Source organism: Paraburkholderia sp. SG-MS1 (assembly GCF_012275575.1).
Taxonomy (GTDB): Bacteria; Pseudomonadota; Gammaproteobacteria; order Burkholderiales; family Burkholderiaceae; genus Paraburkholderia.
The window spans coordinates 1-12,078 of sequence record NZ_NPIH01000223.1 but is presented as its reverse complement, the minus strand read 5'-3'; the positions used below and the strand labels follow the sequence as shown (position 1 = coordinate 12,078).

Annotated in this window: 13 protein-coding genes; 6 read left to right on the top strand and 7 right to left on the bottom strand. The window is 64.0% G+C overall.

Translation table 11 applies throughout. The features are described from left to right. Positions 1–28: 28 nt before the first annotated feature. Positions 29–1,204: a UxaA family hydrolase gene (locus tag CIC12_RS19745; protein ID WP_168666149.1), complete on the bottom strand. Its 1,176-nt coding sequence runs from the start codon at positions 1,202–1,204 to the stop codon at positions 29–31. A 77-nt stretch (positions 1,205–1,281) separates the two neighbouring features. Further along, positions 1,282–1,626, bottom strand: a complete 345-nt coding sequence (locus CIC12_RS19740) for a UxaA family hydrolase (RefSeq protein ID WP_238812723.1) — start codon at positions 1,624–1,626, stop codon at positions 1,282–1,284. Positions 1,627–2,115: 489 nt separating this feature from the next. Here CIC12_RS19740 and CIC12_RS19735 point away from each other — a divergent pair, with 489 nt between their 5' ends. Further along, the gene (locus tag CIC12_RS19735) at positions 2,116–2,874 is read left to right on the top strand and encodes a GntR family transcriptional regulator (RefSeq protein ID WP_168666147.1); all 759 of its coding nucleotides are present in this window, start codon (positions 2,116–2,118) and stop codon (positions 2,872–2,874) included. A 60-nt stretch (positions 2,875–2,934) separates the two neighbouring features. Here the strand turns inward: CIC12_RS19735 and CIC12_RS19730 are convergent, their stop codons facing one another. Continuing rightward, the gene (locus tag CIC12_RS19730) at positions 2,935–3,867 is read right to left on the bottom strand and encodes a 2-hydroxyacid dehydrogenase (protein ID WP_168666145.1); all 933 of its coding nucleotides are present in this window, start codon (positions 3,865–3,867) and stop codon (positions 2,935–2,937) included. A gap of 280 nt (positions 3,868–4,147) precedes the next feature. Between CIC12_RS19730 and CIC12_RS19725 the strand changes: the two genes are divergently transcribed. After that, the gene (locus tag CIC12_RS19725) at positions 4,148–5,683 is read left to right on the top strand and encodes a sensor domain-containing diguanylate cyclase (RefSeq protein ID WP_168666142.1); all 1,536 of its coding nucleotides are present in this window, start codon (positions 4,148–4,150) and stop codon (positions 5,681–5,683) included. A 248-nt stretch (positions 5,684–5,931) separates the two neighbouring features. Here the strand turns inward: CIC12_RS19725 and CIC12_RS19720 are convergent, their stop codons facing one another. Further along, entirely contained in the window at positions 5,932–6,234 is a 303-nt protein-coding gene (locus CIC12_RS19720) for a putative quinol monooxygenase (protein WP_121321715.1), read from the bottom strand. A 265-nt stretch (positions 6,235–6,499) separates the two neighbouring features. On the opposite strand from CIC12_RS19720, the gene CIC12_RS19715 reads away from it, so the two are divergent. After that, positions 6,500–6,928, top strand: coding sequence for a VOC family protein (locus CIC12_RS19715; RefSeq protein WP_168666140.1), 429 nt, complete (start codon positions 6,500–6,502; stop codon positions 6,926–6,928). Here CIC12_RS19715 and CIC12_RS19710 read toward each other — a convergent pair. Then, positions 6,925–8,325, bottom strand: a complete 1,401-nt coding sequence (locus tag CIC12_RS19710) for a heavy metal sensor histidine kinase (protein ID WP_168666138.1) — start codon at positions 8,323–8,325, stop codon at positions 6,925–6,927. The two genes, CIC12_RS19715 and CIC12_RS19710, sit on opposite strands and share 4 nt — an antisense overlap. Continuing rightward, positions 8,322–8,993: a heavy metal response regulator transcription factor gene (locus CIC12_RS19705; RefSeq protein ID WP_168666136.1), complete on the bottom strand. Its 672-nt coding sequence runs from the start codon at positions 8,991–8,993 to the stop codon at positions 8,322–8,324. Before CIC12_RS19705 ends, CIC12_RS19710 begins: the two co-directional genes overlap by 4 nt. Before the next feature lie 276 nt (positions 8,994–9,269). Between CIC12_RS19705 and CIC12_RS19700 the strand changes: the two genes are divergently transcribed. The 3 genes from CIC12_RS19700 to CIC12_RS19690 all read left to right on the top strand — a co-directional run bounded on the left by CIC12_RS19700 (position 9,270) and on the right by CIC12_RS19690 (position 11,424). After that, complete coding sequence (locus CIC12_RS19700; RefSeq protein ID WP_168666134.1) at positions 9,270–9,902, top strand: hypothetical protein; 633 nt, start codon at positions 9,270–9,272, stop codon at positions 9,900–9,902. Between the two features lie 92 nt (positions 9,903–9,994). Beyond that, on the top strand, positions 9,995–10,636 hold the full coding sequence (locus CIC12_RS19695; RefSeq protein WP_168666132.1) for a cytochrome b/b6 domain-containing protein: 642 nt from the start codon (positions 9,995–9,997) through the stop codon (positions 10,634–10,636). After that, complete coding sequence (locus tag CIC12_RS19690; protein ID WP_168666130.1) at positions 10,633–11,424, top strand: molybdopterin-dependent oxidoreductase; 792 nt, start codon at positions 10,633–10,635, stop codon at positions 11,422–11,424. The genes CIC12_RS19695 and CIC12_RS19690 overlap by 4 nt, the downstream gene beginning before the upstream one ends. 32 nt (positions 11,425–11,456) lie before the next feature. On the opposite strand, the gene CIC12_RS19685 is transcribed toward CIC12_RS19690, so the two are convergent. Beyond that, positions 11,457–12,078, bottom strand: a 622-nt coding sequence (locus tag CIC12_RS19685) for an AraC family transcriptional regulator (protein ID WP_168666128.1), incomplete at its 5' end; no start/stop codon positions are given.

Genomic DNA, 12,078 nt, shown 5'->3' with positions numbered 1-12,078 from the left:
GATGAACGCAGCGGCCAGACCGCCGCAATCAGGCGCTTTCGAACAGACGCGTCAGCACGAACTCGCGGTGACCGAGCGCTTCCGCCGCGGTAAAGCGGCCATTGATCGTGGCCATCATGCATTTGAGCAGCTTGTCGCCGCTCTGGTCGAGATTCTGCTCGCGCTGCAGAATGCCGGTCACGTCCACGTCGATGTGCTCGCCCATGGTGCGGACCGTGCGCGGATTCGCACAGATCTTGATCACCGGCACGATCGGATTGCCGATCACGTTGCCCTGCCCAGTCGGGAAGAAATGCACCGCGAAGCCCGATGCAGCGCACAGCGTGACCATTTCGGCGGCCGCCGACGACGAGTCCATGAACCACAGACCCGCATGCGTCGGCACTTCGGCTTTGTCCAGCACGCCGTCCACCATGCACTTCTTGCCGATCTTCTGGATATTGCCGAGCGCCTTCTCTTCGATCGTGGTCAGGCCGCCCGCGATGTTGCCCTTGGTCGGCTGCGACTCGGAGAGGTCGTCGGTTTTCCAGCGGTTGATCATCTCCTGATAGCGGTCGAACATGAACTGGAAGCGCTCGCGCACGCCGTCGTTCGCGCAGCGCGCGGCGACGATCTGCTCGCCGCCGGTCAGCTCCGACGTCTCGCCGAACACGAGCGTGGTGCCGAGGCCATATAACTTGTCGAACGCATTGCCGACGGTCGGATTCGCGCCGCAGCCCGACGTGGTGTCCGACTCGCCGCATTTGGTCGACACCCAGAGATCCGCGATCGAACATTCCTCGCGATCGAGCGAGGTCGCGTACTGCACCATTTCCTTCGCCGCCTTCGACGCCCGCATGATCGTGTCGTGATCGCCGTGCAGTTCGATGCCGAAGCCCATCACCGGCTTGCCCGTTTTCGCGATGCCGTCGACCACGCGCTTGGTCCAGCCTTCCTCGATGCCGATCACGATGACCGCCGCGACGTTCGGATTGCTGCCCGCGCCGATCAGCGTGCGGAAGTGCAGATCCAGATCGGCGCCGAACTGCAGTCGCCCATACGGATGCGGCAGCGCCATGGTGCCCCTGATGTTGTGTTCGACCGCTTGCGCCGCGGCGTTCGACAGATCGTCGACCGGCAGGATGATCACGTGGTTGCGTACGCCCACGCGGCCATTGTCGCGACGATAGCCGCGGAAAGTCGTATCCAGGTCAATCACGCTCATGGTGTCTCTCCCGTTCGGGTTGGTGCGGCTCGATTCCGCGAAATGATGGTGCTCGCAGCGTGGTGCGGCAGCGCCGCTTACCAGCGCTTCGTCTTGATGTTGTGCACGTGCGCGTGCTCGCCGGCCTTGATCGGCGCCACCACCTTGCCGATGTCCACGCCGTACTTGAACACCGTGTCGCCCACGGCCATGTCCCTGAGCGCCACCTTGTGACCGATCGGAATGTCCTGCTTCGCCGGGAAGCTGACGATCTCGTCGTCGTCCATGATCCATGCGTTGAGTTGCGTGCCCGCCTTGATGCCCTCGACGACCGCCACGCCGACTGTGTCCTTCGCTTCGTGCAGAACGATGTGGATCGTCTTGCGCGCGGGCGACGCACCCGCTGCCGGGGTGCTGTTGATGTCTGCCGTGGGATTGCTCATTAGCGTCTCCGTTCGTGTAATGAATGCGGTGGGATGCCGCCTGGGCAACGCGCTCGAAACGCGCTGCGGTGAAATCGATAGTAGGCGGCGACTCGTCGAATGTCAACTAACTCATCTATATGTGTTAGAGGACTGTTTTTCACGATTGCCGCGCCGCCCGAGGCCTTTGAGGCACGGCTCCGTGCCAGAGGCACGCTCAGCCTATCGCTGACGGATGCCTGCATGGGGCGATGGCCCGATAGTTCTATCGTTCTCCAGGTAACGACTGCTGGCCATCGGTCAGGCCGACGTGCGCGTGCGTGAAAAGCCAGTCATTTCTGGCGTAAGGACAAGGGATTTTTGCGCCAGCGCAAGTGGACGAAGCCATGTCGCGACGAACCGACAGAATCCATCTCATTTAGATGTGTTAGATGACTTTGTCGTTTAAAATCGGGGCGGGTCCAACTTTGGCGAGCGGCGTGGCGCGACTCGCGCATTGCAGAGGTTTTCATGAGCACGCTCGCGATCAATCCGCCCGCGCTGGGCGGCACGCGGTACAAGGAAGTCAAGAGCGCGATCCTCGCCGCGCTCTCGGCCGGCGAATGGAAAGGCGGCGAATGCATTCCTTCGGAAAAGCGCCTCGCCGAACGCTTCGGCGTGTCCATCGGCACGCTGCGCAAGGCAATCGATGAACTCTGCGCGGAAAACATCCTGATTCGCCACCAGGGGCTCGGCACCTTCGTGTCGATGCACCAGCGCGACCGGCATTTTTTCCGCTTCTTCCGGATCGTGCGGCGCGACGGCGACAAGGCCTATCCGGTCGTCACGCTGATCGACTTCAGGAAGGCGCGGGCGTCGCGCGAAGTGGCGGCCGCGCTCGGCATCGAGACCGGCGCGCGCGTGTTCCAGTTCGTCAACGGCCTCGCGCTGCATGGCAAGACGGTGCTGATCGAACACATCACCGTGCCGGAAGCGCGCTTTCCGGGCCTGACCGAAACGAAGCTGCGCAACCGGCCGAACACGCTATACAACTTCTATCAGGACGTGTTCGGCATCAACGTGGTCGAGACCGATGAACGCGTGAGCGTCGCGCTCGCGAACGGGATCGAAAGCGAGCAACTCGGCGTCGAGGTCAGTGCGCCTTTGCTGGAAATCCGCCGGGTCGCCTATTCGTATCACCGCAACGCGGTCGAGTTGCGAGTGTCGCGGCTCAACACGGCGGAGTACGAGTACATCGGCGCGCGGCCTGGGCGGGATGAAGAGAAGTAGGCGACGGGTAGACGGCAACGCGCTCGCACCGTGCCCCCTTCCCCGTACATCACGCGTCGGTCAGATCGGCGTCAACACCGGCTCGCCGGCGAAATGGCGCCTCGCATTGATGAGGAAGTTGTCGACCGAGGCGGTAATCGCCTCCGGCGAACGGCCACCCACATGCGGCGTGAGCACCACGTTGCGCAATGCCAGCAATGCCTCGGGCGGCTGCGGCTCGCCTTCGTAGACGTCGAGCCCCGCGCCGGCAATCGTTCCCGAGGTCAGCGCGCGCGCTAACGCGGCCGTATCCACCACACTGCCGCGCGACACATTGACGACGAAGCCCTGCGGACCGAGCGCGTCCAGCACGCTTGCATCGATCAGGTGCCGCGTGCCCGCTCCACCGGGCGTCGCCACCACCAGCAAATCGCACCATTGCGCGAGTGCCTGCACGCTGTCGAAGTAACGCAGCGGCGAGCCTTCACGCGGCTGACGATTGTGGTAGCCAATCTCCATGTCGAATCCCGCGCCTCGGCGCGCGATCTTCTCGCCGATATGGCCGAGGCCGACGATGCCCAAACGCTTATGCGACACGTTTGGTTGCAGAGGCAGCGCATCGCGCCAGACACCCTTGCGCGTAGCCTGATCGAGTTGCGGCACATCGCGCACGACCGCGAGCAGCAATGCGAACGCATGATCGGCCACGCAATGATCGTTGGTGCCCGCGCCATTGACGAGCACGATACCGCGCGCACGGGCGTGGTCGACGGCGAGGTTTTCGTAGCCGGCGCCCAACGCGCTGACCAGTTCGAGCTGCGGCATCCGGTCGATCGCCGCCGCGCTCAGGCCGATCGTGCCGTTGGTCAGCACGGCGCGGATCGTCTCGCCGTGCATGGCGATCGCGGCGTCGTGCTGCCCGGTATCGGGCACATAGACGACGTCGAACACCGCTTCGATATTGGCGCGGCTTGCATCGTTCAAGTGGATCAGGATCAGCAGGGATGGCTTCATGACGGCGTGATGGTTGACGACGTGGGTGAACGAAATCCGTGGCCGTCGAGTGTAGCAAGGCTCGGAAATGCGTGCTGCGGACATGCGCCTGTTTGCGCCTGGCTCTTACCGTCCGTTCCTTAGCGCCCCTCGCACCCCCCACGCAACGCCTCAAGTCCCTTGCCCGCGCGGCCGTTATCCCGTTGGACAGCGTTGCGCAAAACGATGCGCCGCTTGCCTTTCTTTTCAGCCGATGCCGAACCCGTCTTAAAATAGCCGCAACTTCGATCCCGAGACCCTCATGCTCGATATTGTCCCGCGCGGCTCCGCGCCTGCAAAAAGCGCCCCGAAGGAAGCGTCCTTGGAGAACAACCCGACGGCGGCCTCTTTGGGCGACGATTCCGAAATGTTCGAGCTTGCGCCCGTCTCGCTCTGGCTCGAAGACTTCAGCGGCGTGCGCACGCTGTTCGATGGCTGGCGGGCCGCCGGTGTGACCGATCTGCGCGCGCATTTCGCCGACGATCCACGGCGGGTTGCCGAATGCGCGCATAGCATCCGCGTGATCAAGGTCAACCAGAAGACGCTCGAACAGTTCGAAGCCGCCGATGTCGACGCGCTAACGAGCAATCTCGCGTCAGTGTTCCGCGACGACATGCTCAAGACCCACCTCGAAGAACTCTGCCAGTTGTGGGACGGCCACGCGCAGTTCACGAGCCAGACCGTCAACTACACGCTCGGCGGGCGCCGGCTCGACGTGCTGCTCAAGGGCGCCGTGCTGCCCGGTCACGAGAAGCGCTGGGACCGCGTGCTGGTGTCGGTCGAGGACATCACCGAGCTCGAAGGCGCGCGCCGGCGCGTGACGCTTGCCGAGCAGTACGTTCGCGGCCTCTTCGAGCATTCGCCGGTGTCGTTGTGGGTGGAGGATTTCAGCGCGGTCAAGCGTCTGCTCGACGGTGCGCGGGCTGCCGGCATCGCCGATTTTCGCGTGTTCACCGACGTGCATCCCGAGTTTGTCGAACGCTGCATGCAGGAGATTCACGTGCTCGACGTGAACCAGCACACGCTCGACATGTTCGCCGCGAAGGACAAGAAGACCCTGCTCGCGCATCTGCCGGACGTGTTCCGCGACGACATGCGCCCGCATTTCCGCGAGCAATTGATCGATCTGTGGGACGACAAACTGTTCCAGCAACGCGAGGTGCTCAACTATTCGCTCGACGGCAGCGAGGTGCACGTGCACCTGCAATTCTCGGTGCTGCCGGGCCACGAGCAGAACTGGGACCTCGTGCTGGTCGCGCTCACGGACATCACGGCGCGCAAGAAGGCCGAAGCCTATCTGGAGTTTCTCGGCAAGCACGACGTGCTGACCAAGCTGCGCAACCGCTCCTTCTACGTGGACGAACTGAACCGGCTCGAACGCAAGGGCCCGTGGCCGGTGACGATCATCATGGCCGATCTGAACGGCCTCAAACGCGTGAACGACCAGCTCGGCCACGCCGCCGGCGACGCGCTGCTAAGGCGCGCAGGCGAAGTGCTCGCGAAGGCCATGGAGTCGCCGTTTCACGCGGCGCGCATCGGCGGCGACGAATTCGCGGTCCTGATGCCGGATACCGACGAGCGCGGCGGCGCGGCCATGATCGATGCGATCCGCCAGCTCATGGAGATGAACAACCAGTTCTATCCGGGCTCGCCGCTGAGCTTCTCGATGGGCGCCGCGACCTGCCAGCGTGGCGACCGGCTCGAATCGGGCGTGCGGCGCGCCGACCTGCTGATGTACGAGGAAAAGCGCGCGCACTATGCAAACCAGCCGGCTGCGGATGCGGCCAGTGGTGGTTAAGGGCGGCGGTTAAGGCCGGTGGTTAAGGCCGGTGGTTAAGGCCGGTGGTTAAGGCCGGCGGTTAAGGCCGGTGGTTAAGGCCGGCGGTTAAGGCCGGCGGTTAAGGCCGGTGGTTAAGAGCCGGCGTTCGAACCCTTGACACCGTTGGGACGCGGCGTGGCGACATGACGGCATGATGGCCCAGCGGCCGTGTCGGCGATCGGGTCCGCGGCTTTCTCTGCACATGGGAAGTTCGGCACACCAACCGATCACCCCGGCAACTTCGCCGCCAGCACGTCCACTTTGTTGATGCTCGGCGGCGACGCGAGCAACTCGCCCGCCTGGGCCATCAGCGCGGCCGCCACCTTGCCGTTCAGATGCGCGTCACGGCCGGCTTCGTCAGGAAAGGCGTCGAAAATGCCGAAGCTGGACGGTCCCAGCTTCAGCGCAAACCACGCGGTGGTGGCCGGCTCCTGTTCGACGAGCGGCAGGCCGCCGAGCAGAAACGCCTCGACTTCCTTTTCCTTGCCGGGCTTGGCTTCGAGATGAACGTACAGAGCGAGTTTGACCATGACACGACTCCTGAGGTGAGACGCAGGCAATGAAATCGCTTTGCGAAGCTGCGCAAAGCGCGCGGAAGCAGGGTCGAATGTTTCGCCATCGATGAATGAGTATAGGCGCAGCCGCGCGAGCCTTGGGGCCAACGCGAACGACGCTGGAAAGGGCATCCATGGGAGAGCATGCGCAGCGCGCACGCCGGCCATCAGATGAAGTGCAGGACGAACGCGAGCAAGCCGCACGAACGTGTCCGAGCCGCGTCAACGAGGAGCGACGCCCATGCTGTCCCACGTATTCGTCGGCATTACCGATTTCGAGCGCGCTTTCGATTTTTATCAGGTGCTGATGGACACGCTAGGCCTGCCATTGAAGTTCCGCGAGACAGACCGGGGCTGGGCCGGCTGGATGCCGCCCGAGGCGGCGCGTCCGTTGTTCCTGATCGGCACACCCTACGACGGCCGCCCTGCCGTAGCCGGCAATGGCCAGATGATCGCCCTGCTCGCCTGCGACCGCCCGACGGTCGATCGCGCGCATGCCGCCGCACTCGCGAATGGCGGCGTCTGCGAAGGGCCGCCGGGTTTGCGGCCGCACTATCACGCGAACTACTACGGTGCCTACTTCCGCGATCCCGACGGCAACAAGCTATGCGTCTGCTGCCATGACCAGCAAGCGCCGGGCGCGTCAGCGGTTGCGCAAGCTGGCAACTAGACGGCAGGAAAGCGCAACTCGAAGCGCACCACGCCCGGCGCTGGACACTCCGCGCGCGCAGTACCACCATGCAGATGCATGATCGCCTTGACGATCGCGAGCCCCAATCCGTTCGATTCGGTGAACGCGCTGCGCGCCGCGTCCGCGCGATAAAAGCGATCGAACAGACGGTCCAGTTGCGCCTCGGGAATCGGTTCGCCCTCGTTGTCGACCACCACGGTGGCGCCCGCTTCGTCCTGCGTGCCGCGCAAGCGCACGACCGTGTCGCTTGCGCCGTAGCGCACCGCATTGACGACCAGATTGTGGATCGCGCGGCGCCACAACAGCGGATTGACCGAGGCCACGCCTTGCGCGTCGACTTCGAAGCGCATGCCGCGTTCGTCGGCGGGACCTTCGAAATAGTCTGCGATCCTGACGAGTTCCGCGCGCAGATCGACCGGCTCGCGTTCGACCGACAGCGCCGCATGATCCGCATGCGCGAGAAAGAGGATGTTCTCCGCGATATGGCTCAAACGGTTCAACTCTTCGAGATTCGATTCGAGCAACTGCTGATATTCGTCGGGCTCGCGCGGCTTGGCGAGCGTCACCTGCGTCTGGCCGATCAGCGCGCCAATGGGCGTGCGAATCTCGTGCGCCAGGTCGGCGGAAAACTGTGACAAGCGTTGATAGCCATCGGCGAGACGATCGAGCATCGCATTGAATGCGTGCGTGAGCTGCCGCAATTCGACCGGCGCGGCGTCGCTGTCGAGCCGCACGGACAGACTCGCCGGACTGATCTGCGCAGCCCGCGCGGCAATCGCGCGAACCGGGCGCAGCGCGCGGCGCAGCACGCACCAGGCGAGCAGCGTGGCGGCCAGCATGCCGGTCAGCGTCGCGAGCAGGATGCGATTGCGGTACGCGGCGAGCATCTGTACTTCCTGCGTCATCGGGTGCCCGGCGATCACTTCGACTTCGGCGCCGTCCTCGCGCGCTCTCGCGGTGGCGATCGCCCAGTGCACCGGCACGCCGTTCGGCAAGCGCGTCTGATGGATGTCGGCGAAACCCGGCAGGCGGTCCACGGCGCCGGCCGGCAGCGCTGGCACCGCGACCTTCGCGGGGTTCACGTCGACGAACGGCGCTTCGCCGGGACGGCGAAACAGCAGCACGTCCTGCTCCGCACCGAGCATGGTCTCGAACAGCAGCGGCCGGGTCTTCAGTTCGCTGACTGAATACAGGTCGTGCACGATCCGGCTGAAATGCTCGACGCGGCCGTTGAGCACGACGTCGGCGCGGCGTTGCAGCGACACTTGCGCGGAGTGATAGAAATACGCGCCGAGCGTCCCGATCACGAGGCACGCGATCAACGCGAACAGCACCGTGGTGCGTGCCGTCAACGAGCGCTCGGTCCAGAGTTTCATGCGCCGTCGCCAAAGGTGTAGCCGATGCTGCGCACCGTGTGGATCAACTTCTTCTCGAATGGATGATCGACCTTGGCGCGCAGCCGTTTGATCGCGACATCGACGACGTTGGTGTCGCTGTCGAAGTTCATGTCCCACACTTCCGAGGCGATCTGCGAGCGCGACAAGGCTTCGCCCTGGCGGCGCACCAGCAGATGCAGCAGCATGAATTCCTTGTTGGTGAGCGGAATGTCGATGCCTTCGCGCGTCACTTTGCGGCGCAGCACGTCGAGCTTGAGATCGGCGACTTCGAACACGTCGCTCTCGCGAATCACGCCACGGCGTAACAGCGTGCGAATGCGCAGCACCAGCTCGGTGAAGGAAAACGGCTTGACGAGATAATCGTCCGCGCCCAGTTCGAGACCGCGAATGCGGTCGCTGACGTGATCGCGCGCAGTCAGAAAGATCACCGGCAGATCGCGCCGCGCGCGTAGCGCACGCATGATTTCCCAGCCGTCGATGCCGGGTAGCATCACGTCGAGCACCACGAGATCGTACGCGTGTTCGAGCGCCATATGCAGGCCGTCCGTGCCGGTGCGCGCGAGATCGACCGCATAGCCGCTCTCACGCAAGCCCTTCTTCAGATAGTCGCCGGTTTTCGGATCGTCTTCGATGACGAGAATGCTCATGGTGCTCCGTGCTCCAACTCGGGCTATGGCTCGCGGCCGGCTCAGGCCTTGACCTGAATCGTGATTCAGGCCGCGATTCCAGCGGTAACTCGACAGCGGTAACTCAACAGCGCTCTCCCGCATGCGCAAACAACCCACACGCCGGACATACCTTACGCGGCCATTCTACGTGGCGGCGGCGCGTCGTTCATGACGTTTTTGTCATCTGTGCGTCACGCTCGCGAGCCGATTCACGGCCTAATCTGGCGGGACCCTTCACCACCCTGGAGCAGATTCATGAAGATCGTTTCGGCGCATGCATTGCGCGCATTCGTCGCCCCCGCCCTCGTCGCCGCCGCGTTCCTTGCGACCGCGAGCGCGGCTCACGCCCAAAACGCGGCCCCCACCGGCGTGCGCGGCACGGTGACGTCGCTCTCAGGCGATCTGCTCAAGGTCCATACGCGCGACGGCAAGGACGTCGACGTTAAACTCGCGGCGGATACGCCGATTCGCGGCGTCACGCTCGCCAACGTCAACGACATCAAGCCGGACAGCTATGTCGGCACTGCCGCGATTCCGCAAGCCGACGGCACGCTCAAAGCGCTCGAAGTCCACGTGTTTCCGGCCAGCATGCGCGGTTCGGGCGAAGGCCATCGTCCGTGGGATCTCGGTTCGAACAGCACGATGACCAACGGCACGGTCGGCTCGCTCGTGGTGAGCAATGGCCGCACGATCACCGTGAAGTACAAGGACGGCGAAAAGAAAATCGTGATTCCGCAAGACGTGCCTATCGTCAGCCTGCAACCGGGCGACCGCTCGCTGCTCGTGCCTGGCGCCAAAGTCGTGCTGTTCGCGCACAAGGAAGCGGACGGCTCGATGGCGGCGAACTTCATCTCGGCTGGCGAGCACGGCGTAACGCCGCCGATGTAAGGGTGCGGCGCAGGCTTTCATCGATCACCCAGGCAGCCGCGTTTTTCGACGACGCGGCTTTCCACTTCCCGTTCGCGTTGTCCTCTTCGCTCATGTCCGAATCGCAAGCGCGCCTGATCGTTCACCCGCTCGTCGTCCGCGTGACGCACTGGATCAATGCGTTCGCGATGGTCTGCATGGTGATGAGCGGCTGGGCGATTTACAACGCGTCGCCGTTCTTTCCGTTCACATTTCCGGCGTGGGCGACCGTCGGCGGATGGCTGGGCGGCTCAATCGCCTGGCACTTCGCGGCGATGTGGCTGCTGTGCGCGAACGGGCTGCTGTATCTCGCGTACGGCATTGGCCGCGGGCATTTTCGCCGCAAGCTGCTGCCGGTTTATCCGCGCGAGGTCGTGCATGACGCGGCGTTGGCGCTGCGCTTCAAACTGCCGCACGATACCGGCAAGTACAACGCAGTGCAGCGCGCGCTCTATCTGTTCGTGCTGTGCCTTGGCGTGCTGCTGGTGGCGTCGGGACTGTCGATCTGGAAGCCGGTGCAATTCTCGTGGCTGACCGCGCTCTTCGGCGGCTTCGATTTCGCGCGACGCGTGCATTTCATCGCGATGGCGGGCGTGGTCGGCTTCGTCGTCGTGCATCTGACGCTGGTGCTGCTGGTGCCGCGCACGTTGCCGCCGATGCTGACCGGCCGCGCGCGCCGCGCCCACGGTACTGCGCATGAAAGGACTCAGGCATGAGCGCATCCAAACCTGCCCGCGCCACGGACGCCACCGACACCAGGCCCGCGCGGATCGTTCTCGCCGATCATCAGCCGCAAATCGAGCGGCTGCAACGGCGGCTGTTTCTGCGCTCGTCGCTGTCGATCGGCGCGCTCGCGATGCTCTCGGGCTGCAACATGCAGGACAACGATTCCGTCGACAAGGTGCTGTGGGCGATGTCGCGCTGGAACGATCGCGTCCAGGCGTGGCTGTTCGACCGTAACAAGCTCGCGCCGACGTATTCGGCCCGCGAGATCACCGATCCGTTTCCCTTCAACGCGTTCTACCCGGAGTTCGACGCGCCGGATATCGACGGGTCGACGTATCGGCTGGAAGTGTCCGGACTCGTCGCGGACAAGCGCACCTGGAATCTCGATCAGTTGCGCGCGTTGCCGCAAGCTTCGCAGATCACGCGCCACATCTGCATCGAAGGATGGAGCGCGATCGGGCAATGGCGCGGCGTGCCGTTTCGCACGTTCCTCGAACGTATCGGCGCCGATCTGAATGCGCGCTACATCGGCTTCAAATGCGCCGACCGCTATTACTCGAGCCTCGACATGGCGACGGCGCTGCATCCGCAAACGCAATTGACGCTCGATTTCGGCAACACGCCGCTGCCGGCCAAATATGGCTACCCGCTGAAGCTGCGCGTGCCGACCAAGCTCGGCTTCAAGAACCCCAAGCATATCGCGGCGATCTTCGTGACCAACACGAATCCCGGCGGCTATTGGGAGGACCAGGGGTACAACTGGTTCAGCGGCTTATAAGCGAGCGAGCCGGCACCACTGCGCCGATGCGGCTAAACAGCGGTGACGTAGCGCGCGACCGGCTTCAGCACGCGCGGCGGCGGCGCATCGTAGACAGTGCGCATGCGTTTGACTTCGTCGACCGGACTCAGGCCGAACAGGCGCTTGAACTCGCGGCTGAATTGCGACGCGCTCTCGTAACCCACGCGCGCTGCCGCCGCGCCCGCATTCAATCCATCCTGCACCATCAGCAGACGCGCGTGATGCAAACGCGTGGTCTTCACGTATTGCATCGGCGAGGTCGCCGTGACGGCTTTGAACTGCGCATGAAACACTGCGAGACTCATGCCCGCTTCGGAGGCGAGCATATCGACGTCGAGTTGTCCGTGGTAGTCCGCATGAATGCGGCGCAGCGCCTTCGCAATGCGACCGAAATGATTCTGATGCGTGAGCGCCGCGCGAATCGCGTCGCCCTGCTCGCCGGTCAACACGCGATAACAGATTTCTCGCACCACGCCGGGCGCGAGAATGCGCGCGTCGAGCGGCGAGGCCAGGGCATCCATCAGACGCTGCACCGCATTGCAAAGCGCCGGGTCGAGCGGCGTCGAATAGATGCCGACCGGTTCGTTCTGCGCGGAGCCCTGCGTTTCGTTCAGCGCCATCAACAACTCGGCG

Coding starts and splice junctions, on each gene's coding strand:
- CIC12_RS19705 (WP_168666136.1), bottom strand. CDS start 8,993: ATGAGCATTCTCGTCATCGAAGACGATCCGAAAACCGGCGACTATCTG.
- CIC12_RS19740 (WP_238812723.1), bottom strand. CDS start 1,626: ATGAGCAATCCCACGGCAGACATCAACAGCACCCCGGCAGCGGGTGCG.
- CIC12_RS19690 (WP_168666130.1), top strand. CDS start 10,633: ATGAGCGCATCCAAACCTGCCCGCGCCACGGACGCCACCGACACCAGG.
- CIC12_RS19715 (WP_168666140.1), top strand. CDS start 6,500: ATGCTGTCCCACGTATTCGTCGGCATTACCGATTTCGAGCGCGCTTTC.
- CIC12_RS19720 (WP_121321715.1), bottom strand. CDS start 6,234: ATGGTCAAACTCGCTCTGTACGTTCATCTCGAAGCCAAGCCCGGCAAG.
- CIC12_RS19725 (WP_168666142.1), top strand. CDS start 4,148: ATGCTCGATATTGTCCCGCGCGGCTCCGCGCCTGCAAAAAGCGCCCCG.
- CIC12_RS19710 (WP_168666138.1), bottom strand. CDS start 8,325: ATGAAACTCTGGACCGAGCGCTCGTTGACGGCACGCACCACGGTGCTG.
- CIC12_RS19745 (WP_168666149.1), bottom strand. CDS start 1,204: ATGAGCGTGATTGACCTGGATACGACTTTCCGCGGCTATCGTCGCGAC.
- CIC12_RS19735 (WP_168666147.1), top strand. CDS start 2,116: ATGAGCACGCTCGCGATCAATCCGCCCGCGCTGGGCGGCACGCGGTAC.
- CIC12_RS19695 (WP_168666132.1), top strand. CDS start 9,995: ATGTCCGAATCGCAAGCGCGCCTGATCGTTCACCCGCTCGTCGTCCGC.
- CIC12_RS19730 (WP_168666145.1), bottom strand. CDS start 3,867: ATGAAGCCATCCCTGCTGATCCTGATCCACTTGAACGATGCAAGCCGC.
- CIC12_RS19700 (WP_168666134.1), top strand. CDS start 9,270: ATGAAGATCGTTTCGGCGCATGCATTGCGCGCATTCGTCGCCCCCGCC.